This window comes from Modestobacter sp. VKM Ac-2979, from assembly GCF_026967995.1.
Lineage (GTDB): Bacteria > Actinomycetota > Actinomycetes > Mycobacteriales > Geodermatophilaceae > Modestobacter.
In genome coordinates this window covers 47952-71871 of sequence record NZ_JAPVBO010000003.1, presented here as the reverse complement: position 1 = coordinate 71871, position 23920 = coordinate 47952, and the positions used below count along the sequence as shown (strand labels likewise).

Sequence of the window (23920 nt, the reverse complement as noted above, 5' to 3'; positions counted from 1 at the left end):
CCTCCAGCCCATCGGACTGGGAACATGACCGGGTGCTGCTCGCCGACGTCCTCGCCGCGTCCACCGCGGTCACGGCCACCCGGTCCCGGACCGCCAAGGCCGCGGCCATCGCCGCACTGCTGCGGGCCGCCGCCCCCGACGAGGTCGTGCCGGTCACCGGGTGGCTGGCCGGCGAGCCACGCCAGGGCCGGCTCGGCGTCGGCTGGCGCACCCTGTCCCGGCTGGGCGGGGGCACCGCGGCCGCGCCGTCGCTGACCGTCGCGGCGGTCGACTCGGCGCTGACCGAACTGGGCGGGACGTCCGGGGCCGGGTCCGCGGCGCGGCGTGACGCCGTCCTGGGCGGGCTGCTCGACGCGGCCACCCCGGAGGAACAGCAGTTCCTGGTCCGGCTGCTCACCGGTGAGCTCCGGCAGGGTGCGCTGGAGGGCGTCGTGCTGGATGCGGTCGCCGCTGCCGCCGAGGTGCCGGCCCCCGTCGTCCGCCGGGCCTTCATGCTCTCCGGCCGGCTGCCGGAGACCGCCGCGCTGGCGATGGCCGACGGGGCCGCGGCGCTGGCGGGCGTGCGGCTGGAGGTGGGCCGCCCGGTGCGGCCGATGCTGGCCAGTCCCGGGTCGTCGCTGGACGCCGCGCTCGACGACCTCGGTGCCGACGTCACCGTCGAGTTCAAGCTCGACGGCGCCCGGATCCAGGTGCACCGGGACGGCGACGTCGTCCGGGTGTGGACCCGGTCGCTGCGGGAGGTGACCGACGGCGTGCCGGAGCTGGTCGAACGGGTCCGGGCGCTGCCGTGCGACACCGCCGTGCTCGACGGGGAGACCCTCGCGCTGGACGACGACGGCCGGCCGCGCGCCTTCCAGGACACGATGAGCCGCTTCGGCAGCGAGTCGGCCGACGCGGGTGTCCTGCTGAGCCCGTTCCTCTTCGACGTCCTGCACCTGGACGGCCGGGACCTGCTCGACGAGCCGCTGGCGGTGCGGCTGGACGCGCTGGCCGGACTGCTGGCCGACGACGCGCACGCGGCGCTGCGGATGCCCGGGGTGCGCCGGCCCACCCCGGAGGAGGCGGCCGGCGTCCTCGACGACGCGCTGACCGCCGGGCACGAGGGCGTGGTGGTCAAGGCGCTGGACGCGCCCTACGCCGCCGGTCGCCGCGGCAAGGCGTGGCAGAAGGTCAAGCCGGTGCACACCCTCGACCTGGTCGTGCTCGGCGCCGAGTGGGGCTACGGACGACGAGCGGGTTCCCTCTCCAACATCCACCTCGGGGCCCGCGACCCCGACGGCGGCGAGGCGGTGATGGTCGGCAAGACGTTCAAGGGGATGACCGACGAGCTGCTGGCCTGGCAGACCCGGACGTTCCCCGAGCACGCCGCCGAGCGCCCCGACTGGGGCGTGCTGCTGCGCCCCGAGCTGGTGGTCGAGATCGCGGTGGACGGTGCCCAGCGCAGCACCCGCTATCCCGGCGGCGTGGCGCTGCGGTTCGCCCGGGTACTGCGCTACCGCCCGGACAAGACCCCGGCCGAGGCCGACACGATCGACGCGGTGCGTGCCCTGCTCGCCGGTGGCCCGACGGCCGACTGACCGGGGCCGGTCAGCGGCGGTGCCAGTGCGCGGCGCCGGCCGCGGCCAGCCCGAGCACGGTCATCGACAGCCCCACGCTCCGGTCGGCCACGTCGCCGCCGCGCCGACCGACCAGCACGGCCGCGCCGTCCAGCGCGGTGAGCAGCAGGGTGACCTCCGTGGTGCGCCGGGCCTGGGGCACGGGGGTGACCAGCAGGGCCGCGCCCATCGCGATGTTCCGGGCGGCGATCAGCCGCACCAGCAGCGGCAGCGCGATGTCCTTGCCGGTGGCCCGCTCGTCGACCCCCAGCGCCCGGGTCATCGCCCGCGGCGCGAACAGGGCGCCGGTGCCCAGCCAGATCGACAGCGTGCCGATGCTCTTCCGGGTCACGTCCCAGTTCAGCGTCATGCCCGGCTGGTGCCCGGCCGCCCGGCTCGGAAACCGGTGGCCACCAACACCAGCACGAACGCCAGGTACGGCAGCGTGGCCGCGCTGGCCACGACGTCGCTGACGGTGGCCACCGCGAAGGCACCGATGTCGGGTGAGTCCAGCGGCCCGAGCACCCGGCCGGCGCCCAGTGCGGCGATCGACACGGGCAGGGTCAACAGCGCCGACACCGCCCCGCCGGTGACCACCCCGGCCAGCACCGTCCCGGGCGCACGCCGCGCCGCCCGCACCGCGAGTGCGGCCCCCCGACGCAGGGCACCGGCTGGGGTGAGCCGCCCGCTGTCGAGCAGGCCGACGAGCGCACCGGTCACCCACAGCTGGGCGACCAAGGCGGTCAGGAAGCCGACGACGTCGACGGCGAGGGCGGCCCACAGGCGGGGGTCGTCCCAGACCAGCACCTGCCGCAGCACGTCGGGGACGGTGTTGACGGCGGTGGCGATGACGGAGGCGAGGAAGGCGGCCGGGGCGTGCCGGCGGAGCAGCCGGAGGGCGGCGGCGAGCGTGCCGGTCGTGGAGTGCCCGGAGCCGTCCCCCGGCGCGGTCACGACCGGGTGGCGACGAGCGCCGTCCAGCAGCCGGCCAGCCGGGTCTCCTGCGCGGTGACGGTCAGTCCGGCGGCCCGGCACGCCTCCGCCAGGGTCGCGGGGGTGGGGCGGTCGCCGTCGGCCGGGTGGGCGGAGACCGCGCGGAGCACCCGGCTGTCGATGAACCGGGCGGTCATCTCGCAGGAGTAGAAGCGGCCGCCGGGGCGCAGCACCCGCGCGGCCTCGGCGACCACCGCCCGCCAGTCCTCGGTGTGGTGCAGCACGTGCCAGCCGAACACCGCGTCGTAGGCGGCGTCGTCGGCGCTCAGCCGGGTCGCGTCGCCCTGGCTGACCTGCACCCGGTCGCCGAGGTCGCGCACCGCCGCGCGACAGTCCGCCACGCTGGCCGGGAAGATCTCGACCCCGTCGGCGTGCGCGGCGCCGAAGGTGTCCAGCGCCGACCGCAGGCCGGTGCCGCGCCGGCCGGTGCCCAGCTCCAGCACCCGGCCGTCGAGCACCGGGCCGCCGAGCCGGCGCAGCAGCCGGGCCTCGATGCGGGCCTGGACCAGCGCGCGCAGGCGGGCGTCGACCCACAGCCGGGTGCCGTCGACGAAGGTGGGTGGGACGCCGGGCGCCCGGCCGCTGCGTGCGGTGGCCGGGCCGGACGGGGAGTGTTCGGGGAGGTCACGCACGCCAGCCGGTGTGCCCGCCGGGGACCGCACGAAACGGGACGGCGCCGTCCCGGGGCGGTCGCGCGGATCAGCTCGCGGGGGTGTCGGCGTGCCGGCGGCGACCCCCGCGTGCCGTGGAGCCCGGGTCGGCCAGGAGGAGCAACGCCCCGATCCCGACGAGCAGCCAGAGGCTGACCAGCCGGTAGACGAGCACGGCCGGCACCGCCTGGCTGGCCGGGAGGCCGACGGCGACCAGCGCCGAGGCCAGCGCCGCCTCCACGACCCCGATGCCGCCCGGGGTGAGCCGCGCCGAGGAGACCAGCGCACCGGCGCCCCAGGCGAGCAGCAGCCCCTGCCACGGGATGGGCGCGCCGACGGCCACCAGCGCCAGCGCCAGCGCGGCGACGTCCAGCACCCAGTTGGCCAGCGCCAGCAGGCCGGCGGCGGACGCGGCACCGAAGGACAACCGGAAGGCACCCAGGGAGGTCAGCAGCTCCTCGATCCGCCGCTCCACCTGCCTGCCCCGCAGCGAGCGCACCCAGCGGCCCAGCGTCGTGACGACGCCGGTGGCCAGCCGGACGACCACGGTGCGCGACCGCTCGTGCCGGAGGACCAGCACCAGCCCCACCACCGGCAGGACGCCGGCCGCCGTGGCGAGGAAGGCACCGAGGGAGCCCCAGAGCGAGCCGGTGGCCGCGGACCCGACGGCCAGGACCACCGCCAGCGTGGCCGTGGCCGCGATCCCGGAGACCGCGAGCGCCCAGCCCACGAGGGCGGGACTGTTGCCCAGCGCGTGCAGCCGGCGGTAGGTGTACGCCGCGCTCGCCGCGGCCCCGGCCACCGGGACCGTGGAGGCGATGGTGTTGCCGGCGTAGATGGTGGTCGAGGCGTGACGCAGCGGGACGTCGCCGCCGCCCGCGCGCACGAGCACCCGCTGCTGCAGCGCCAGGCAGTGCAGGGACAGCAACTGGGTCAGCGCGGCGAGGACGACCCAGGACCAGGTGACGCCCACCAGGCCGTCCCACCACTCGGCGAGCCGGTCCCGGAAGACGACGACCGCCGCACCGACCGCGACCAGCAGGACGACCCTGAGCAGGGCGCCGACCACCTTCCGGCGACGACTCCGCAGGCCCGCCGGTGAGGCACCGGAGGCAGGGTCGGGCGCCTGTGGCGCTCCCGACTCTCCTCTCTCGCCCACCCACACATGTTCCCCGTCCACACACATCCGGCACACCTCAGGGGTCGGCGAGCGGTCGGGCACCTCCAGATGATGTGCGCTGGCGGCGGGTTCCGTGACCGGGACCCGCCGTCAGCGCACAGTGCTCAGGAGCGGGCGGCCGGGGTCAGGCGCCGGTGACCTTCGGCGCCACCTCGGTGCCGAGCAGCTCGATGCCGCGCAGCAGGTCGGCGTGCGCCAGCCGGGGGTTGGTCATCTGCAGCGAGATCCGGTCGACCCCGCCGAGCTGCCCGGAGATCCGCGCCAGCTTCTCGGCGACGGTGTCCGGGTCGCCCATGAAGAAGGCCCCGTTCGGCCCGCTGGTGGCGTCGAACTGCGCCCGGGACGGCTGGGAGAAGCCGCGCTCGCGGGAGATCTTCGCGAACATCTCGTGCCACCCCGGGTAGATGGTGTCCGCGGCAACCTGGTTGCTGTCGGCGACGTACCCGAAGACGTGCAGCCCCACCTGCAGCTTCTCCGGGGCGTGCCCGGCCTGGGCACCGGCGCGGCGGTAGAGGTCGATGAGCGGCGCGAACTGGCGGGGCTCGCCGCCGATGATCGCGACCATCAGCGGCAGCCCGAGCAGGCCGGCCCGGGCGAAGGACTCGGGGCTGCCCCCGACGCCCACCCAGATCGGCAGCGGGTCCTGCAGCGGCCGCGGGTACACGCCCTGGCCGGTCAGCGCCGGGCGGTGCCGGCCGGACCAGGTGACCTGCTCGGAGTCACGGATCTGCAGCAGCAGGTCGAGCTTCTCGCTGAACAGCGTGTCGTAGTCGCCCAGCGAGAGGCCGAACAGCGGGAAGGCCTCGGTGAACGAACCGCGCCCGACCACCAGGTCGATCCGGCCCTTGGCGATCAGGTCGAGGGTGGCGAACTGCTGGAAGACCCGCACCGGGTCGGCGGCGCTGAGCACGGTCACCGCGCTGCCGAGCCGGATCCGGGACGTCCGCGCCGCGGCGGCCGCCAGGATGACCGCCGGCGCCGAGTCGTAGTACTCGCTGCGGTGGTGCTCGCCGATCCCGAAGGAGTACAGCCCCACGCGGTCGGCGAGCTCGATCTCCTCCAGCAGGTCCGCCATCCGCTCCTCGGGGCCGACGAGGCGCTCCGTGGTCGGGTCGGTCACCGCTGAGACGAAGCTGTCGACGCCGAGGTGCATGGGGTCCTCCTGAGGGCTCGCGGACGACGCGGGTCGGCGTCCGTCAAGCGCTCAACCACCCGTTCCCCTGGATCGTTCCCCACCGGACCGCCCGGGTGGCCCGGCACCGGGTAGACACGGCACATGACCGACCACGCCGACGCCCGGATCCCCCGCCCGGCCGACCCCGCCCACCTGGACCAGCTGCGCGCGGCCACCGACCGCGCGGCCGCCACTGCCGAGCCGCTCGCCTCGGCCCACGACGGCGCCCCCGAGGAGCTGCTGGCCCGGGCCGAGCAGGCGATCGAGGCGGCGTCGGCGGACCTGCTGGGGCTCAGCCACGACCTGCACGCCCATCCCGAGGAAGGGTACGAAGAGCACCGGTCCGCCCGGGCGGTGGCCGACCTGCTCGCCCGCTCCGGGATCGAGGCCGAGGTCGGCGTCTTCGGCCTGGAGACGGCGCTGCGGGCCCGCGTCGGCAGCGGCGGGCCGACGGTGGCGGTGCTGGCGGAGTACGACGCGCTGCCCGGCATCGGCCACGGCTGCGGCCACAACGTCATCTGCGCATCCGCCGTGGGCGCCTTCCTCGGCCTGGCCGCCGTGCTGGCCGACGGCGGGGTCGCCGGGACGGCGCTGCTGCTGGGCACCCCCGCCGAGGAGGGCGGCGGCGGCAAGGAGGTGATGGCCCGCGCCGGCGCGTTCGACGGCGTCGACGCCGTGGTGATGCTGCACCCGTTCTCCTACGACGCCGCGGTGCAGCCCTTCCTCGGCCGCCGCCAGCTGCGCGCTGTCTACACCGGCATCGCCGCGCACGCCTCGGCCCAGCCGTTCATGGGCCGCAACGCGCTGGACGCCGTGGTGGCCGGTTACAACGGCGTGGCGATGCTGCGCCAGCACGTCCCGGACACCGACCGGGTGCACGGCGTCATCACCGACGGCGGGCAGCGGCCCAACGTCGTCCCGGAGACCGCCGAGGCGCTGTACTACGTGCGCTCCGCGACCCCGGAGACGCTGGCCGACCTCAGCCGCCGGGTGGAGGCGGTCATGGCCGCCGCGGCGGAGATGACCGGCTGCGGCTACGAGCTGTTCTGGGACGAGCTGCCGGCCTACCTGCCGATCCGGGCCAACCTCGAGCTCGCCGCCCGGTGGACCCGGCACCAGGCCCGCCGGGGCCGCAGCGCCCTCCCGCCCGGCGTGACCCCGGCGTCCCTGGCCGGGTCGACCGACCTGGGCAACGTGAGCGTCCGGGTGCCCTCGATCCACCCGATGATCGCCATCGCCGGGCCGGACACCTCCATGCACACCACCGGCTTCGCCGAGGCCGCCGCCTCCCCGGCCGGTGACCGGGCGGTGCTGGACGGCGCGGTGGGCCTGGCGCTCACCGCGCTGGACGCGCTGGTCGACCCGGCCGTGCTGGCCGCGGCGAAGGCGGAGTTCGAGGCGGACGGCGGCGTCCTGGAGCTCACCGACCTGCTGGGGTGACGGGACCTTCGACCCGGGCGCCCGGCGGCCCGGTCCGCGCACGATCGGACCGCGCCGACCCCCGGCGTTCACCCGCGACCGACAGTGTGGAGCGCATGACCGAGCAGGCGACCGCGACGGTGCACTACCCCGACGACGAACTCGACCTGGACCTGCGCTGGTGGGCCGCAGCCAACTACCTCACCGTCGGCCAGATCTACCTGCGGGACAACGCGCTGCTCGCCCGGCCGCTCGCGCACCCCGACGTCAAGCCGCGGCTGCTCGGCCACTGGGGCACCAGCCCGGGCCTGTCGGCGCTGTACGTGCAGCTCAACCGGCTGATCCGGCGCACCGGCACCCCGTGCCTCTACGTCGCCGGGCCGGGGCACGGCGGTCCGGCGCTGGTCGCCGCCACCTACCTGGAGGGCACCTACAGCGAGGTCTACCCGCAGGTGAGCCGGGATGCGGAGGGGGTGCACCGGCTGTTCCGGCAGTTCTCCACCCCCGGCGGCGTCCCCAGCCACGTGAGCGTGCAGACCCCGGGCAGCATCCACGAGGGCGGCGAGCTCGGCTACGCGCTGGTGCACGCCGCTGGGGCGGCCTTCGACTCCCCCGACCTGCTGGTGGCCTGTGTGGTCGGGGACGGCGAGGCGGAGACCGGCCCGCTGTCCGGCTCCTGGAAGATCCCCGCCTTCCTGGACGCCCGCCGGGACGGCGCCGTCCTGCCGGTGCTGCACCTGAACGGGTACAAGATCAACAGCCCGACGGTCTGGGGTCGGTCGTCGGACGGGGAGATCGCCGACTACCTGAGCAGCCAGGGCTGGGCGCCGGTGTTCGTCTCCGGCGACGACCCGCGCGCGGTGTTCCGGGACCTGGAGGCCGCCGTGCGCACCTCGCACGACCGGATCCGGGACATCCAGGCCGCCGCCCGCGGCGGGGCCGAGGACGTGCGCCCGGGCTGGCCGGCGATCGTGCTGCGCACGCCCAAGGGCTGGACCGGCCCGGCGCAGGTCGACGGCGTGCAGATCGAGGGCACCTTCCGCGCGCACCAGGTGCCGCTGTCGGGGGTGCAGACCGACGGCGCGCACCTGGCCCTGCTGGAGGACTGGCTGCGCTCCTACTCCCCCGAGACCCTCTTCACCGCCGAGGGCGCGCTGGTGCCCGAGCTGGCCGCGCTGGTCCCCGAGGGCGACCTGCGGATGGGCGCGACGCCGTACGCGAACGGCGGGCGCCGGCGCACCCCGCTGGACCTGCCCCCGCTGGAGCCCTACGCCGTCGACGTCCCCGCGCCGGGGACCACCTACGCCCAGACCACCCACCCGCTCGGTGAGCTGCTGCGCGACGTCTACGCCCGCACCACCACCGACGACGGTGGCGGGACGTTCCGGCTGTTCTGTCCCGACGAGACGGCCAGCAACCGGCTCCAGTCGGTGTTCGAGGTGACCGACCGCTGCCTGCAGGCCGAGGTGCTGCCCACCGACGACCACCTCTCCCCGCACGGCCGGGTCATGGAGGTGCTGTCGGAGCACCTCTGCCAGGGCTGGCTGGAGGGCTACCTGCTGTCCGGCCGGCACGGCCTCTTCGCCACCTACGAGGCCTTCGCCATGGTGAGCGCCTCGATGGTGGTCCAGCACGTGAAGTGGCTGCAGCACGCCGCGACGCTGCCCTGGCGGGCGCCGGTCTCCTCGCTGACGATCCTGCTGACCAGCACCTGCTGGCGCAACGACCACAACGGCTTCAGCCACCAGGGCCCCGGCCTGCTGGACACCGTCATCCCGCTCTCCCCGCAGGTGGTGCGGGTGTGGCTGCCGCCGGACGCGAACACCCTGCTGTCGGTCGCCGAGCACTGCCTGCAGAGCACCGACCACGTCAACCTGCTCATCGCCGACAAGCAGCCGCACCTGCAGTACCTGACCCTGGAGCAGGCGCACGCGCACGCGGCGGCCGGGGCGTCGGTGTGGGACTGGGCCGGCACCGAGGACGACGGGCAGGGGGAACCGGACGTCGTCCTCGCCGCGGCCGGCGACGTCCCGACGATGGAGACCCTGGCGGCCGCCGAGCTGCTGCGGGAGTGGGTGCCCGCGCTGCGGGTCCGGATGGTGAACGTGATCGACCTGATGGGCCTGCTCCCCCCGGACGACCACCCGCACGGGTTCTCCGACAAGCACTTCGACCAGCTGTTCACCGCCGACACCGACGTCGTCTTCGCCTTCCACGGCTACCCCCGCGCCGTGCACCAGCTGCTGCACGGCCGCCCCGACCCGGCCCGCTTCCACGTGCGCGGCTTCGAGGAGCAGGGGACGACGACCACCCCCTTCGACATGGTGGTGCTCAACCGGATGAGCCGGTACCACCTGGTGATCGAGGCGCTGCGCCGTTCCCGGCGGGCACCGGAGCGGGGCGCGGAGCTGGTCCGGTTCTGCCGCGCGCAGCTCGACCGGCACCACGGGTACGTCCGCGAGCACCTGGAGGACATGCCGGAGGTCCGGGACTGGACCTGGGGCGCGGGGGCGGCACGGGGATGACCGACGGCGCCGTCCTGGCCGTCAACCCCGGCTCCCGCTCCCTGAAGGCCGCCGTGCACGACGCGGCCGGGCAGCGGCTGCTCGACGTGCACGTCACCCGGCCGGTCGACGACGCCCGCACCGCGGTCGCCGAGCTGGCCGACCGGGTGGCCGCCGAGGGCATCCAGCTCGTCGCCGTCGCCCACCGGGTGGTGCACGGCGGGCCGGAGCACGTCCGCCCGGCGCTGGTGGACGACGAGCTGCTCGCGTCGCTGCGGGCGCTGGCGCCCTTCGCCCCGCTGCACCTGCCCGGGGACGTCGCGGAGATGGAGGCCGCCCGGGCGCAGTGGCCGGACCTGCCGCAGGTCGCCTGCTTCGACACCGCGTTCCACGCCGACCTGCCCGCGGAGGCCCGGCGGCTGCCGCTGCCGGCCGAGGTCGACGCCCTCGGGGTGCGGCGCTACGGCTTCCACGGGCTCAACCTCGAGCACGTGGTCGACACCGTCCCCGAGCTCGGCCGGGCGGTGATCGCCCACCTGGGCGGCGGCTGCAGCGTCACCGCGGTGGTCGAGGGCCGGTCGGTGGCGACCTCGATGAGCTTCTCCCCCACCGGCGGCGTCCTGTCGGCGAGCCGCAGCGGCGACCTGGACCCCGACGCGCTGCTGTTCCTGGCCGACCGCGGCTGGTCGGTCGAGGAGCTGCGCGACCTGGTCGACCACCGCTCGGGGCTGGCCGGGATCGCCGGCTCCACCGACGTCCGGCAGATCACCGAGCGGGCGGACGCCGGGGACGCCGACAGCCGGCTGGCCCTCGACGTCCTCAGCCGATCGGTGGCGGTCGCCGTCGCCGGGTACACCGCGGTGCTCGGCGGCCTGGACACCCTGGTGTTCACCGGCGGCGTGGGCGAGCACTCGGCGACCGTGCGCGCCGCCGTCGCCGACCGGCTGGCCCACCTCGGCGTCGTCCTGGACCCCGCGGCGTCCGCCCCCGGGGACCTGTCCGCCGCGGGAGCGGCGGTGCGCACCCTCGTCGTCCCGGCCGACGAGGAGGTCGTGCTGGACCGGCAGGCCCGCCGGGTGCTCCGCGAGCTCAGCCGCTGACCTCGGGGGCGTCGCGCAGCTCCCGGTACAGCCGGGCCAGGTCGGGCAGCTGGTGGTGGGCGTTGAGCCCGCTGGGGTTCGGCGCGACCCAGGTGGTCACCCCGCCGACCCGCTCGGGCTGGCGCCCCAGCGTGGCCCGCGGGCGGTCGAACGCCTGTCGCCAGGCGGTGACCCCGAGGACGGCGAGCACTCGGGGCCGGTACCGGACCACGAGCGCCTCGAGCGCCTCCGCACCGGCGCGCAGCTCGGCGGGGTCCAGCTCGGCCGCCGTCCGGGTCGGCCGGTCGACGACGTTGGTCACCCCGAGCCCGTGGCGCAGCAGCTCCGGGCCCTCCGCCGGGGTCAGCCGGCGCGGGGTGAGGCCGGCCAGGTGCAGCGCGGGCCAGAACCGGTTGCCCGGCCGGGCGAAGTGCTGACCGGTCTCCGCCGAGCGCAGCGACGGGTTGATCCCGCAGAACAGCACGTCCAGGCCGGGGGCGATCAGGTCGGGCACCGGTTTCGACCCTCCGTGCGCTGTCATGGCGGCCAGTCTCCCGCCCCGGTGTGCGGCCGGGCCCGGCACGGGTGAGGCTGTCCCGGGCACATCGCCTGCGAGACCAGTCGACGGACAGAGGAGCACCATGGCGCGGGCAGCGGTCACCGGCAGCAGCGGGAAGCTCGGCCGGGCGGTGGTCACCCACCTGGTCGAGCAGGGCTGGGACGTCCTCGCCCTGGACCGGGTGCCCAGCCCGCGGGCCGACGTCGAGTCCGCGGTCGTCGACCTCACCGACTCCGGCCAGGCGGTCGAGGCGCTGGCCGGCTTCGACGAGCACCGCGCGCCGATCGACGCCCTGGTGCACCTGGCCGCCGTCCCGGCGCCCGGCCTGCTGCCGAACGCGGCCACCTTCGCCAACAACGTGACCGCCTCCTACAACGTTTACAGCGCCGCGCTGCGGGCCGGCGTCCGGAAGATCGTCTGGGCCTCCAGCGAGACGGTGCTGGGCCTGCCCTTCGACGAGGCCCCGCCCTACGTCCCGGTCGACGAGGAGTACGCGCCCCGGCCGACGACCACGTACTCGCTGGTCAAGACGCTGGAGGAGGAGCTGGCCCGGCAGCTGTGCCGCTGGCACCCGGACCTGTCGATGACCGGGCTGCGGTTCAGCAACGTCATGTACCCCGAGGACTACGCCGCCTTCCCCGGCTACGACGCCGACCCGGCCGTGCGGCGTTGGAACCTGTGGGGCTACATCGACGCCCGCGACGGCGCCCAGGCGGTGCGCCGCGGGCTGGAGCACCGCGAGCCCGGGGCCGACGTGTTCATCGTGGCCAACGCCGACACGGTCTCCGCCCGGCCGAACGACGAGCTGCTGGACGCGCAGTTCCCCGGGGTCCCGCGCCGCCGGGAGGTCGGCGAGCACGAGACGCTGCTGTCGATCGACAAGGCCCGCCGGGTGCTCGGCTTCGCGCCCGAGCACTCCTGGCGGGACACCGTCGGCCAGTGATCTCCCGGCTGCTCCTGCTCGGCGCCACCGGCGACCTCGCCGGCCGCTTCCTGCTGCCCGCACTCGCCGAGTCGCTCGCGGCGGGCCGGCTGCCGGGAGACCTGCAGCTGCTGGGGGCCGCCGAGCAGGACTGGGACGACGCCCGGTTCGCCGAGCACGTCGCCACCCGGCTGCGGGAGCACGCCGGTGACCTGCCGGCGACCGCCCGGCAGGCGCTGGTGGACGCCGCCCGCTACCGCCGGGTCGACCTGGCCGAGCCGGACACCGTCGCGGCCGCGGTGACCGCCTTCACCGGGACCGGGCCGGTCGCCGGGTACCTGGCGCTGCCGCCCGTGCTGTTCCCCGCGGCCGTCCGGGCCCTGGGGGCTGCCGGGCTCCCGCCGGGCAGCCGGATCGCGGTGGAGAAGCCGTTCGGCCGGGACCTGCCCGACGCACAGGCGCTGAACGCGCTGCTGGCGGCGGCGACCGGCGACGTCGAGGAGGCGGCCTTCCGGGTCGACCACTTCCTGGGCATGCCGGCGGTGGCCGCCCTGCAGGAGCTCCGGCAGCCCGGCGGCGTCCTGGCCGGGCGGTGGAGCGCCGAGCACCTCGCCCGGGTCGACGTCGTCTGGGAGGAGACGCTGGACGTCGGCGGCCGGGCCGGCTTCTACGACCGGACCGGCGCGCTGCGCGACGTGCTGCAGAACCACCTGGTCCAGGTGCTGACCGTGCTGGCGATGGAGCCGCCCGCGACGTCCGCCGAGGCCGACCTGCACCGGGTACGGCTGGACCTGCTCCGGGCGGTGCGGGTGCCCGAGGTGGGGGCCACCCGCCGGGCGCGCTACACGGCCGGCCCGTCCACCCGGGCCTACGTCGACGAGGACGGCGTCGACCCGGCCCGGTGCACCGAGACCTTCGCCGAGCTGGAGTTCACGGTGGACACGCCCCGGTGGGCCGGCACCCGGTTCGTGCTGCGCACCGGCAAGGCCCTGGCCGCGGACCGCAAGCACGTGGCGCTGCACCTCCGGACGCCGGCGCCCGCGGAGTGCCCGCCGGGGGTCGAGCGGGTCGCCGAGGACCGGCTGCAGGTCCCGCTGGACGGCGCCCAGCAGGCCGGCGCCGGGGTGGCGGTGCACGCACCGGGCGAGCGCAGCGCCTACAGCGCGGTGCTCACCGACGTGCTGTCCGGCAGCAGCCGCACCGCGGTCAGCGCCGCGGAGGCCGAGGAGGCCTGGCGGTTCGTCGACCCGGTGCTGCGGGCCTGGGCCGCCGGCGAGCCGCCGCTGCTGGAGCACCCCGCCGGCTCCGCCGGGCCGCCCGGGGAACGCTGACCACGGCCCACCGCCGGAGCTCCGGCGCCGGTCGGTGGGGGTCCACCGAGTGGTCCACCGCCCGGTCCACCTGGTGATCCACGAGTGGCATCGCCCGTGCGGAGCGACCAGACTCGCCGTCGTGTCCGTGGCCCTTCGGCTACCGGCGGTGAGCACGGCAGGCAGCGCCGGCGCTGAGGGGCGCACCGAACGCCGACCAGGAGGAGGACCGAGCGAGTGGACATCCCCGCGATGCGGGCGAGCTTCAGCAAGGCGGCCGCCCACGGAGACCAGGTCCCGCTGTGGTTCTACTCCCACCTGTTCCTGACCCACCCGGAGACGCGGGACATGTTCCCGGTGTCCATGGCGACCCAGCGCGACCGGCTGTTCGCCGCCCTGGGTGAGGTCATGGCCCGGGTCGACGACCTCGAGGCCCTGGTGCCGATCCTGCAGCAGCTCGGGCGGGACCACCGCAAGTTCGGCGCGCTCGCCGCCCACTACCCCGCCGTCGGGGCCAGCCTGCTGGCCACCCTCGAGCACTTCGACGAGGACTGGGACGACGAAGTGGCCGCCTCCTGGACCGAGGCCTACGGCCTGATCGCCGAGGTCATGATCGGTGCGGCCGACGAGGTGGCCGAGCAGCCGGCCTGGTGGGAGGCCGAGGTGGTCGCGCACGAACGGCGCACCCTGGACGTCGCCGTCGTGCACGTGCGCCCGCGGACGCCGCTGGAGTACCTGCCCGGACAGGCGATCTCGCTGGAGATCGACCAGCGCCCGCGGCTGTGGCGGTGGTACTCCCCCGCCAACGCCCCCCGGTCCGACGGCGTGCTGGAGCTGCACGTCAAGGCCCGGGACGGCGGCCCGGTCAGCTCCGCGCTGGTCCGGCTGACCCAGGTGGGCGACGTGATGCGGCTCGGGCCCCCGGTCGGGCACCTCAGCCTGGACACCGAGTCCGACCGCGACCTGCTGCTGGTCGCCGGCGGCACCGGGCTGGCGCCGCTGAAGGCGGTCGTCGACCAGGTCGCCCGGCACGGACCGGCCCGGCGGGTCGACCTCTTCGTCGGTGCGCGGACCGAGGACGCGTTCTACGACCGGGCCGACCTGCGCCGCCTGGAGCAGGAGCACCCGTGGCTGACGGTGACGCCGGCGGTCTCCCAGGAGAAGGGGTCGCCCTCCGAGCACGGGGACATCGGCGACGTCGTCCTCCGGCACGGCCCCTGGAACAGCCGGGACGTGTACATCGCCGGCAACCCGGCCATGATCGAGGACACCGTGACCCGCCTCATCCACTCGGGGGTGCCCATGGCGCGCATCCGCACCGAGGTGTTCGCCCCCAGCCGACCGAGCCCGACTCTCGACGGGAAGGTGACCGAATGACCACCAGCCACAACGGGTCCGGCTACGAGGCGGGGCCGCCCACGGCCGATGACCTCCGCGCCGTCCACTTCACCCCGGCGAGCATGCTGCACCCCGGCTACACCAACCGCGAGGTCGACGCCTTCGTGACCCGGGCGGCCGACGGGCTCGCCCAGCTCACCGACGAGAACGGCCGGCTCGCGCGGGAGAACGTCCAGCTCGCCGAGGAGAACGCCCAGCTGCGCGCGCACCTGCAGTCGCTGCAGGAGCAGGTGGACGCCGCGGCGTCCCGGCCCTCCCCCAGCGACCAGGCCGTCGGCATCCTGGCCACCGCGCAGCTGACCGCCGACGACTACGTGGCCGAGGCGGAGGACTTCAGCCGGCAGATGACCAGCGAGGCGCGCGCCCAGTACGAGGAGCAGCTCACCGCGGCGCGGGAGAAGGCCGGCGCGATCATCGAAGCAGCGCAGGAGGCCGCTGCGGCGATGCGCGGCAACGGCGTCCCGATGGGTGGCGCGCGCCAGCCGGAGTCCGAGGAGCTGCAGGAGCAGGTCGCCTACCTCAAGGCCTTCAGCCAGGCCTGCCGGGTCCAGCTGCGCTCCTACCTGGAGGCGCTGCTCAGCGACGTGGAGACGGAGTGGGGACGGGCGCACCCGGGCGCGCTGCCCACGCCGCCGCGCGGGACCCGGCCCCAGCAGCTCGAGCGCGGCCGGCCGGACGTGGCCTTCTCCGCCAACGCGACCGGCGAACCCGGCGACACCCCCGAGCCCGCCGGGGCCGTCCCGGCGTCCCGCTCCTCCGCCTGAGCCGAGCGGCGCCCCGCGGCCTGGCTCGGCCGCGGGGCGCCGATCGGACCAGAGTTCCGGTCAGACGAGGCCGTGCGCGTGGACGGCCTCGGCGACCTGCAGGAAGCCGGCCACGTTCGCGCCGAGCACCAGGTCGCCGGGGGCGCCGTACTCCTCGGACGTCTCGTGGCAGCGGGCGTGGATGGCCCGCATGATCTCCTCCAGCCGCTGCTCGCTGTGCTCGAAGGTCCAGCGGTCCCGGGAGGCGTTCTGCTGCATCTCCAGCGCCGAGGTGGCCACCCCGCCGGCGTTGGCCGCCTTCCCCGGGGCGAACGCCACCTCGCCGCCGCGGAGCTCTCGCACGGCGTCCGGCGTGGTCGGCATGTTGGCGCCCTCGACCACGTAGCGGCACCCGTTGCCGACCAGCGCGCGGGCTGCGTCGGCGTCCAGCTCGTTCTGCGTGGCGCTGGGGATGGCGACGTCGCACGGGACGTCCCAGATGCTGCCGCCCTCGACGAAGCGGGCCGAGGCCACCCGGTCGGCGTAGCCGCTGATCCGGGCCCGCTCGACCTCCTTGACCTGCTTGAGCACCTCGAGGTCGATGCCCTTCTCGTCGACCACGTAGCCGGCCGAGTCCGAGCAGGCCACCACCGTGCCGCCGAGCTGGTGCACCTTCTCGATCGCGTAGACCGCCACATTGCCCGAGCCGGAGACGGTCACCCGCTTGCCGTCGAAGGAGTCACCGCGCACCTCCATCATCGCCGCGGCGAAGAAGGCCGCGCCGTAGCCGGTCGCCTCGGTGCGCACCTGCGCGCCGCCCCAGCCCAGCCCCTTGCCGGTGAGCACGCCGGACTCGTACCGGTTGGTGATCCGCTTGTACTGGCCGAACAGGAAGCCGATCTCCCGCCCGCCGACCCCGATGTCCCCGGCCGGGACGTCGGTGTACTCGCCCAGGTGCCGGTAGAGCTCGGTCATGAACGACTGGCAGAACCGCATCACCTCGGCGTCCGACCGGCCCTTGGGGTCGAAGTCCGAGCCGCCCTTGCCGCCGCCGATCGGCATGCCGGTGAGCGCGTTCTTGAAGATCTGCTCGAAGCCCAGGAACTTCACGATGCCCAGGTTCACCGACGGGTGGAACCGCAACCCGCCCTTGTAGGGCCCCAGCGCCGAGTTGAACTCCACCCGGAAGCCACGGTTGATCCACACCTCGCCCCGGTCGTCCTGCCACGGCACCCGGAAGATGACCTGCCGCTCCGGCTCGCAGATCCGCTCGATCGTCTTCATCTCGGCGTACTCGCGGTGCCGGGCCAGGACGGGGACCAGCGAGTCCAGCACCTCCCGGACCGCCTGGTGGAACTCGGTCTCCCCGGGGTTCCGCTGCAGGACGTCCTGGTAGATCTGCTCGACGACCGCCGACACGTCGGTGTCCATGACCTGCTCCTGTCCTCGATGTGGCGTGCACCACACCACTGCCCCAGGTCTGCCCGCTCAACCCGCGCCCTCCGGCAGCGGGCGGGGACACGCCCGCTCCGTCAGGCCCCGCGGGCCAGCCGCAGCTGCTCGGCCAGGGCGGAGGCGAGCGCGGTGGTGTCCATGGCCGCGGTGACGATCGTGGCCCCCTGCGCCGCGTGGGACGCCGCCCCGGCCCCGTCGAAGGCGTGCACGCCGACGGGCACGCCCGCGGCTCGGGCCCGCGTGATGACCGAGGAGAGGACCTCCTGCAGCTGCGCCGGGTCGCCGGCCAGCCCGAGGGACGAGGCCAGGTCGACCGGGCCGACGTAGACCCCGTCGAGGCCGTCGACGGCCAGGACTGCGTCGAGCTCGGCCAGCGCCTGCGCGGTCTCCAGCACGACCAGCACCAGCGGTTCGTCCACCCCGCCGGACAGCCGCCCGGCGGACCGGTTGCCCCGCGGCGCGTAGCAGCAGGCGGCGACGACCTCCCGCACGTGGTCGGCACCGAGCACGTTCGGGACCAGGACGCCGTGGGCACCGAGGTCCAGCGGCCGGCCGACGTCGGCGAACTGCGCGCTCCGGGTGCGGACCAGCGGCACCGAGCCGGCCGCCGTCACCGCCGCGGTCACCCCCGGCAGCTCCGCCTCGGCGAGCGCGCCGTGCTGCAGGTCCAGCACGACGAAGTCCGCGCCGGTGCGGGCCAGCAGCTCCGCGGTCATCGCGCCCGGCAGCTGGCTCCAGAGCCCGTGGCAGGCCTCCCCCGCCGCCCATCGCTCGCGGAGGGTGCGACCTCCGCCCGGCTCCACGTTCACGCGTCCCGCCCCGTGTCCCGCTCCTCGACCAGCACGCCCCCAGTCTGCCGCCCGACCTGTTGCGCGCGGCGGCGGTGCGGGTGCCAAGATCCCTGGATCGCGGCTGCCGTCGTCGGGACTCCCCGCCGTGCGGCCGGCGCCCGGACAGCCTTCCCGGCGTGGCCCCGGCCACCCGGCCTCCCGAGAGCGAGCAGTGATGACCAGGACCCCACACACCGGGACCGATGCCGACTCCAGCTCACCGGGTCGGTCGAGCGGCCTGTCCTCGCTGATGCGGCCGGTCAACGCCGTCGTCGAGCGGTACATCCCCAGCGCGCTCGTGTTCGCCGTGGTGCTGACGTTCGTCGTGGCCGCACTCGCGCTGCTGCTCACCGACGCCGGCCCCATCGACGTCCTGGACGGCTGGGGCGACGGGTTGTCGGGGCTGCTGGCCTTCATGACCCAGATGGCGCTGATCCTGCTGCTCGGGCACACGCTGGCCAACACCGGGCCGGTGCGGCGGCTGCTCACCCGGCTGGCCGCCGTGCCCCGGACGGCGCTGCAGGCCTACCTCTACGTCTTCGTGATCGCGGCGCTGGCGTCGCTGATCACCTGGGGCCTGGGCCTGGTCGTCGGCGCGCTGCTGGCCCGGGAACTGGCCGTGCAGGGGCGGGAGCGGGGCCAGCGCCTGCACTTCCCGCTGCTGGTGGCCGCCGGGTACTCCGGCTACGTCATCTGGCACATGGGCTACTCCGGCTCGGGCCCGCTCACCGCCGCGACCGAGGACTCCTTCCTTGCCGAGACGCTGGGCGGCACCATCCCGATCAGCGAGACCATCTTCACCTGGTGGAACATCACCGCGGCCGTGGTCACGATCCTGGTCGTCGGCCTCGCGCTGGCCGCGGTCGCACCCCGTGGTGGTGACCGGGTGATCGAGCTGCCGGCCGACGTGCGCGACACCGAGGGGGTGGCGCTGGACGACGAGGTGGTCACCCCGGCCGACCGGGTCGACGGCAGCCGGCTGGTCACCACCCTGGTCGGCCTGGCGCTGGTCGCCTACCTGGTGCACCACTACGTCGACGGCGGCACCGCCACCCTGGACATCGTCAACTGGACGTTCCTGGCGCTGATCTTCCTGCTCGTCCGCAACCCGTTCGAGCTGATCGCGCTGGTGAAGAACGCGGCCGCCAACGTCGGGGAGATCCTGCTCCAGTTCCCGCTGTACGCCGGGATCATGGGGATCATGTCGACGACCGGCCTGATCGCCGTGTTCTCCGACGCCGTCGTCGACATCGCCTCCCCGGCGACGTTCGGCCTGCTCGCCTTCCTGTCCGCCGGCGTCGTCAACTTCTTCGTCCCCTCCGGCGGCGGTCAGTTCGCCGTCCAGGGGCCGGTCATGATCGACGCCGCGCAGAGCCTGGGTGTCGACCCGGCTGTCGCGATCATGGCGATCGCCTACGGCGACCAGTGGACGAACATGATCCAGCCGTTCTGGGCGCTCCCGGTGCTGGCCATCGCCGGGCTCAAGATGCGCGACATCCTCGGGTACACGACGGTCACGCTGATCGCCTCGGGCCTGGTGTTCGGCACGGTGACGCTGCTGCTCGGGGTGCTGGCCTAGGGCACGCCGGCGACGGCCGGCCGGTCAGCTCCAGGGCGACCGGCCGCGCCGTTCCCGGTTGGCGGCGTCCAGCCGGGTGAGGGTCCGCACCCCGCGGACGACGTCGCCGGCCAGCTGCACCACGGCGTCGACCACCCCGTCCAGCCAGGTGTCGGTGCGCGGCCGGGCCGGCGGGGACTCCGGCCGGGAGCTCCGCCCCAGGGCTCGGAACAACAGCACGCAGAGGGCCAGGAACAGGAACAGCTCCACCGGGCTCCCCCGTCCAGCAGGTCGGCGCCCCGGGTGGGGTGCCGTGCCTCCACGATGACCCCGCCGGTGCCGGGGTGCCAGCGGCAGGAACGCCACCGACCGCAGGAGGGCTGCCAGTCCGTCAGGCCCGGGCGCAGGCCAGCGGCGGCGGCTCCTCGAACACCAGCAGCGTGCGCGAGCTCAGCACGCCGGGCATGCCCTGGATCTCGTCGAGCACCAGCCGCCGCAGGTCGGCGTTGTCCCGGGCGCGGACGAGCAGGATGACGTCGAACTCGCCACCGACCAGGCCGATGTGCGCGATCCCCGGCAGAGCGCGCAGCCGCTCCCGGACGTGCCGCCAGTCGGCCTGGCGGGTGTTGAGCGTGACGTATGCCGAGGTGCCCAGCCCGGCCGCGACCGGGTCGATGTCGACGCAGAACCCCCGGATCACCCCGGAGGCCCGCAGCCGCTCGACGCGGGCGTAGGCGTTGGCCCGGGAGATGTGCAGCTTCTCGGCCAGGGCCCGCATGGGCATCCGGCCGTCGGCGGTCAGCTCGTCCAGGATGCGGCGGTCGATGTCGTCCAGGGCACTGGCCACGTGTCTTCTCCTCCGGGTGTTTCGCGGTCGGGCGCTGGACATCTGGCTCGATCCGGGGCGGTTCGACGCGACGTCCTCTCGCATCTGGCCAGCCCCTGGCGCGCAGATGACGCCTCATCCACGATCCCACCATGACACGTGACCTGGATCTCCTCCTGCCGTCACCTCACCCGGTCGAGCTGATCGACCCCACCGGCCAGACCGTGGCCGAGGCCGCGCACGAGCTGCCGGACGACGCCACCCTGCTGCGCGCCTTCGCCGGGTTGACCACCGCCCGTCGGATCAACGACCAGGCCGGCGCGCTCGCCCGCCAGGGCCGGCTCGCCGTCTACCCCTCCTCGCACGGGCAGGAGGCGTGCCAGGTGGCCGCCGCCCAGGTCCTCACCGACGACGACTGGCTCTTCCCCACCTACCGGGACACCGCCGCCGTGGTGATCCGGGGCGTCGACGTGGCCGAGGCGTTCCTGCCGCTGCAGGGTGCCTGGCACTCCGGCTACGACCCCCACCGGTACAAGGTCGCGCCCCAGGCGACCCCGCTGGCCACCCAGCTGCTGCACGCGGTCGGCGTCGCGCACGCCGCCCGGCTGCGCGGCGAGCCGACCGTCGCGCTCGCGCTGTGCGGTGACGGCGCGACCAGCGAGGGCGACTTCCACGAGGCGCTGAACTTCGCCGCGGTGTTCCGGGCGCCGGTGGTGTTCCTGGTGCAGAACAACCAGTACGCGATCTCGGTGCCGCTGGCCCGCCAGTCGGTCGCCCCCTCACTGGCGCACAAGGGCATCGGCTACGGGGTGCCCGGCGAGCGGGTGGACGGCAACGACGTCGCGGCCCTGCTCACCGTGCTCGGCACCGCGATGGCGCGGGCGCGGGCCGGGGAGGGCCCGCAGCTCGTCGAGGCGCACACCTACCGGATGCAGCCGCACACCAACGCCGACGACTCCCGGCGCTACCGCCAGGACGACGAGGTGGCCGGCTGGGTGCAGCGCGACCCGGTGGCCCGGCTGGAGACCTGGCTGCGCCAGCACGACCTGCTCGACGACGCCCAGCTGGCCGCCGTCACCGCCGACGCCGACCAGCTCGCCGCCCGGATGCGCACGGAGCTGGCCCAGGACTCGACGCCCGAGCCGGCCGAGCTGTTCGCGCACGTCTACGCCGCCCCGACACCGCAGCTGGTCGAGCAGGCCGCCGTCGTGGCCGACGAGCTGAGCCGAGAGGACGACCACTGATGACCAGCACTGCGACGACGGGGACCGTCGGGCACGAGAAGCTCACCATGGCGCAGGCGCTGAACCGCGCCCTGCGGGAGTCGATGGCCGAGGACGACTCGGTGGTCGTCTTCGGCGAGGACGTCGGCGCCCTGGGCGGGGTCTTCCGGATCACCGACGGGCTCACCGCCGAGTTCGGCGACACCCGCTGCTTCGACACGCCGCTGGCCGAGTCCGGCATCGTCGGCATGGCCGTCGGCATGGCGATGAACGGCATGCGGCCGGTGGTGGAGATGCAGTTCGACGCCTTCGCCTATCCGGCGTTCGAGCAGATCACCAGCCACGTGGCCAAGATGCGCAACCGCACCCGCGGCGCGGTGTCCCTGCCGATGGTCATCCGCATCCCCTACGCCGGCGGGATCGGCGGGGTCGAGCACCACTGCGACTCCTCCGAGGCCTACTACGCGCACACCCCCGGCCTGCACGTCGTCACCCCGGCCAACGCCGCGGACGCCCACCGGCTGCTGCGCGCGGCCATCGCCTCGCCGGACCCGGTGGTGTTCATGGAGCCCAAGAAGCTCTACTGGACCAAGGAGGAGGTCGACCTCGGCGCCGAGCTGCCCGGCATCGGCCGGGCGATGATCCGCCGCGAGGGCACCGACGCCACGCTGATCGCCTACGGCCCCTCCGTCCCGGTCGCCCTGGAGGCCGCGGAGGTCGCCGCGCAGGAGGGGCGCAGCCTGCAGGTCGTCGACCTCCGCTCGATCGTGCCGTTCGACGACGAGACGGTCTGCGCCGCGGTCCGCTCCACCGGGCGCGCCGTGGTGGTCGCCGAGGCCCCCGGCTTCGCCAGCGTCGCCTCCGAGATCGTCGCCCGGGTCACCGAGCGCTGCTTCCACTCCCTGGCCGCACCGGTCCGCCGGGCCGTCGGCTTCGACATCCCCTTCCCCTCGCCCAAGCTCGAACACGTCCAGCTGCCCGGGGTCGACCGGGTGCTCGACGCCGTCGACGACCTGCAGTGGGACCTGTCGTGAGCGCGGAGACCTTCCTGCTCCCCGACCTGGGCGAGGGCCTCACCGACGTCGAGGTGGTCCGCTGGCTGGTGGCCGAGGGCGACGTCGTGGCCGTCGACCAGATCGTGGTGGAGGTCGAGACGGCGAAGTCGGTCGTCGACGTCCCCACCCCGTTCGCCGGGCGGGTGGCCACGCTGCACGCCGCCGAGGGCGAGACCGTGCTGACCGGCAAGCCGCTGATCACGGTGACCGCGGCGGAGTCGGCGCCCGAGCCGGCCGCCGCGCCGGTCCAGCCCGACGCCGCCGACTCCCCCGAGGCCGAGGCCTACCGGGAGGAGGAGCAGGCCGGCTCCGGCAACGTGCTGATCGGCTACGGCACGCAGGCCAGCACCGGCTCGGGACGGCGGCGCCGCCCCCGTCCGTCGGGGCAACCGACCCCCGCAGCCGCCACCACCGCTCCCGAGCCGGCTCCCGCTCCCGCTCCGGCGCCGGCTCCCGATCCCTCGCCGGCTCCGGCCACCGCTGCCGACGAAGAGCCAGGTGGCCCTCGCGGGGTGCCGAAGGTCGTCTCCCCGCTGGTCCGCCGGCTGGCGCGGGAGAAGGGCGTGGACCTGCACGGACTGGCCGCGGCGAACGGCGGTGGGGTGATCACCCGGGCCCACGTGGAGCTGGCCTCCACCGCACCGGCCCCCGACGCCGCACCGGCCGCCACCGAGGCCGCGCCCCCGGCGCCGTCCGCCACCCCGGTGGACGGCGAGCGTCGGATCCCGCTGAACGGGTTCCGCCGGGCGGTGTCGGCCGCGCTGTCCCGCAGCCGGGCGGAGATCCCCGAGGCGACCGTCTGGGTCGACGTGGACGCCACACCGCTGGTGGAGCTGCGGGAGAGCGCGCGCACTGCGAGCGACCCGGGGCCGGGGCTGCTGGCCTACCTGGCCCGGTTCGTCGTCGCCGGCCTGCGCCAGTACCCGGTGCTCAACTCCCGGCTGGACACCGAGCGCCAGGAGATCGTCGAGCACGACCGGGTCAACCTGGGGCTGGCGGTGCAGAGCGACCGTGGGCTCGTCGTCCCGGCGGTGCTGGGCGCGGAGACGATGACCACCGAGCAGCTCGACCGGGAGATCCGGGCGCTCACCGCTCGGGCGCGCGAGGGCCGCGCCAGCGCCGAGGAGCTCAGCGCCGGCACCTTCACGCTGAACAACTACGGCGGGTTCCGGGTCGACGGCAGCGCGGCGATCATCAACCACCCGCAGGTGGCGATCCTCGGCTTCGGCCGCATCCTCGACCGGCCGTGGGTGGTGGACGGCGAGATCGTGGTCCGGAAGATCACCCAGATGTCGTTCGTCTTCGACCACCGGGTGTGCGACGGCGGGACGGCGTCGGGGTTCATCCGGGCGGTGGCCGACGCGATCGAGGACCCGGCGTCGGCCATCCCCCGGCTGTGACCGGCCGGCCGCTGCCCGCCCGCCCGGCGGGGACCCCCGTGGTCCCC

The 23920-nt window shown here is 75.1% G+C and carries 22 protein-coding genes; 12 read left to right on the top strand and 10 right to left on the bottom strand.

Annotation, left to right across the window (positions count from 1 at the left end; translation table 11 throughout):
- Positions 1-32: 32 nt before the first annotated feature.
- A complete protein-coding gene (locus tag O2W15_RS09205; RefSeq protein WP_269179180.1) occupies positions 33-1577 on the top strand; it encodes an ATP-dependent DNA ligase in 1545 nt (514 codons plus the stop codon).
- A 10-nt stretch (positions 1578-1587) separates the two neighbouring features.
- Here O2W15_RS09205 and O2W15_RS09200 read toward each other — a convergent pair whose 3' ends face one another.
- From O2W15_RS09200 to O2W15_RS09180, 5 genes are all read right to left on the bottom strand, one after another.
- Positions 1588-1965, bottom strand: a complete 378-nt coding sequence (locus O2W15_RS09200) for a DUF4267 domain-containing protein (RefSeq protein WP_269179179.1) — start codon at positions 1963-1965, stop codon at positions 1588-1590.
- Entirely contained in the window at positions 1962-2549 is a 588-nt protein-coding gene (locus O2W15_RS09195; RefSeq protein ID WP_269179178.1) for a hypothetical protein, read from the bottom strand. Before O2W15_RS09195 ends, O2W15_RS09200 begins: the two co-directional genes overlap by 4 nt.
- The gene (locus O2W15_RS09190; protein ID WP_269167216.1) at positions 2546-3220 is read right to left on the bottom strand and encodes a class I SAM-dependent methyltransferase; all 675 of its coding nucleotides are present in this window, start codon (positions 3218-3220) and stop codon (positions 2546-2548) included. Before O2W15_RS09190 ends, O2W15_RS09195 begins: the two co-directional genes overlap by 4 nt.
- 67 nt (positions 3221-3287) lie before the next feature.
- Positions 3288-4307, bottom strand: coding sequence for a lysylphosphatidylglycerol synthase transmembrane domain-containing protein (locus O2W15_RS09185; protein ID WP_269179177.1), 1020 nt, complete (start codon positions 4305-4307; stop codon positions 3288-3290).
- Between the two features lie 235 nt (positions 4308-4542).
- A complete protein-coding gene (locus O2W15_RS09180; protein WP_269179176.1) occupies positions 4543-5571 on the bottom strand; it encodes an Atu2307/SP_0267 family LLM class monooxygenase in 1029 nt (342 codons plus the stop codon).
- A gap of 123 nt (positions 5572-5694) precedes the next feature.
- Between O2W15_RS09180 and O2W15_RS09175 the strand changes: the two genes are divergently transcribed.
- The 3 genes from O2W15_RS09175 to O2W15_RS09165 all read left to right on the top strand — a co-directional run bounded on the left by O2W15_RS09175 (position 5695) and on the right by O2W15_RS09165 (position 10615).
- The gene (locus O2W15_RS09175; RefSeq protein WP_269179175.1) at positions 5695-7032 is read left to right on the top strand and encodes a M20 family metallopeptidase; all 1338 of its coding nucleotides are present in this window, start codon (positions 5695-5697) and stop codon (positions 7030-7032) included.
- Between the two features lie 95 nt (positions 7033-7127).
- Positions 7128-9536: a phosphoketolase family protein gene (locus tag O2W15_RS09170; RefSeq protein ID WP_269179174.1), complete on the top strand. Its 2409-nt coding sequence runs from the start codon at positions 7128-7130 to the stop codon at positions 9534-9536.
- Entirely contained in the window at positions 9533-10615 is a 1083-nt protein-coding gene (locus tag O2W15_RS09165; RefSeq protein WP_269179173.1) for an acetate/propionate family kinase, read from the top strand. The genes O2W15_RS09170 and O2W15_RS09165 overlap by 4 nt, the downstream gene beginning before the upstream one ends.
- Here the strand turns inward: O2W15_RS09165 and mug are convergent.
- Positions 10605-11135 carry a G/U mismatch-specific DNA glycosylase gene (gene mug / locus O2W15_RS09160; protein ID WP_269179172.1) on the bottom strand — a complete coding sequence of 177 codons (531 nt, stop codon included), beginning with the start codon at positions 11133-11135 and terminating at the stop codon, positions 10605-10607. The two genes, O2W15_RS09165 and mug, sit on opposite strands and share 11 nt — an antisense overlap.
- Positions 11136-11235: 100 nt before the next feature.
- Between mug and O2W15_RS09155 the strand changes: the two genes are divergently transcribed.
- The 4 genes from O2W15_RS09155 to O2W15_RS09140 all read left to right on the top strand — a co-directional run bounded on the left by O2W15_RS09155 (position 11236) and on the right by O2W15_RS09140 (position 15547).
- Positions 11236-12096 carry an NAD-dependent epimerase/dehydratase family protein gene (locus O2W15_RS09155; protein WP_269163282.1) on the top strand — a complete coding sequence of 287 codons (861 nt, stop codon included), beginning with the start codon at positions 11236-11238 and terminating at the stop codon, positions 12094-12096.
- Positions 12093-13406, top strand: coding sequence for a glucose-6-phosphate dehydrogenase (locus O2W15_RS09150; protein ID WP_269179171.1), 1314 nt, complete (start codon positions 12093-12095; stop codon positions 13404-13406). The genes O2W15_RS09155 and O2W15_RS09150 overlap by 4 nt, the downstream gene beginning before the upstream one ends.
- A 216-nt stretch (positions 13407-13622) precedes the next feature.
- Positions 13623-14762, top strand: coding sequence for a globin domain-containing protein (locus tag O2W15_RS09145; protein WP_269163284.1), 1140 nt, complete (start codon positions 13623-13625; stop codon positions 14760-14762).
- Positions 14759-15547 carry a DivIVA domain-containing protein gene (locus O2W15_RS09140; RefSeq protein ID WP_269179170.1) on the top strand — a complete coding sequence of 263 codons (789 nt, stop codon included), beginning with the start codon at positions 14759-14761 and terminating at the stop codon, positions 15545-15547. The genes O2W15_RS09145 and O2W15_RS09140 overlap by 4 nt, the downstream gene beginning before the upstream one ends.
- A 60-nt stretch (positions 15548-15607) precedes the next feature.
- On the opposite strand, the gene gdhA is transcribed toward O2W15_RS09140, so the two are convergent.
- The gene (gdhA, locus tag O2W15_RS09135) at positions 15608-16957 is read right to left on the bottom strand and encodes an NADP-specific glutamate dehydrogenase (protein WP_269179169.1); all 1350 of its coding nucleotides are present in this window, start codon (positions 16955-16957) and stop codon (positions 15608-15610) included.
- Between the two features lie 101 nt (positions 16958-17058).
- Complete coding sequence (locus O2W15_RS09130; RefSeq protein ID WP_269179168.1) at positions 17059-17790, bottom strand: HpcH/HpaI aldolase family protein; 732 nt, start codon at positions 17788-17790, stop codon at positions 17059-17061.
- 196 nt (positions 17791-17986) lie between these two features.
- Here O2W15_RS09130 and O2W15_RS09125 point away from each other — a divergent pair, with 196 nt between their 5' ends.
- On the top strand, positions 17987-19390 hold the full coding sequence (locus O2W15_RS09125; RefSeq protein WP_269179167.1) for a short-chain fatty acid transporter: 1404 nt from the start codon (positions 17987-17989) through the stop codon (positions 19388-19390).
- Positions 19391-19414: 24 nt separating this feature from the next.
- Here the strand turns inward: O2W15_RS09125 and O2W15_RS09120 are convergent, their stop codons facing one another.
- On the bottom strand, positions 19415-19639 hold the full coding sequence (locus O2W15_RS09120) for a hypothetical protein (protein ID WP_269163288.1): 225 nt from the start codon (positions 19637-19639) through the stop codon (positions 19415-19417).
- A 121-nt stretch (positions 19640-19760) separates the two neighbouring features.
- A complete protein-coding gene (locus O2W15_RS09115) occupies positions 19761-20216 on the bottom strand; it encodes an Lrp/AsnC family transcriptional regulator (RefSeq protein ID WP_269163289.1) in 456 nt (151 codons plus the stop codon).
- 131 nt (positions 20217-20347) lie between these two features.
- On the opposite strand from O2W15_RS09115, the gene pdhA reads away from it, so the two are divergent.
- The 3 genes from pdhA to O2W15_RS09100 are packed head-to-tail and all read left to right on the top strand — an operon-like array spanning position 20348 to position 23873.
- On the top strand, positions 20348-21439 hold the full coding sequence (pdhA, locus tag O2W15_RS09110; protein ID WP_269179166.1) for a pyruvate dehydrogenase (acetyl-transferring) E1 component subunit alpha: 1092 nt from the start codon (positions 20348-20350) through the stop codon (positions 21437-21439).
- Complete coding sequence (locus tag O2W15_RS09105) at positions 21439-22452, top strand: alpha-ketoacid dehydrogenase subunit beta (protein ID WP_269179165.1); 1014 nt, start codon at positions 21439-21441, stop codon at positions 22450-22452. Before pdhA ends, O2W15_RS09105 begins: the two co-directional genes overlap by 1 nt.
- Positions 22449-23873, top strand: coding sequence for a dihydrolipoamide acetyltransferase family protein (locus tag O2W15_RS09100; protein WP_269179164.1), 1425 nt, complete (start codon positions 22449-22451; stop codon positions 23871-23873). Before O2W15_RS09105 ends, O2W15_RS09100 begins: the two co-directional genes overlap by 4 nt.
- Positions 23874-23920 lie beyond the last annotated feature (47 nt).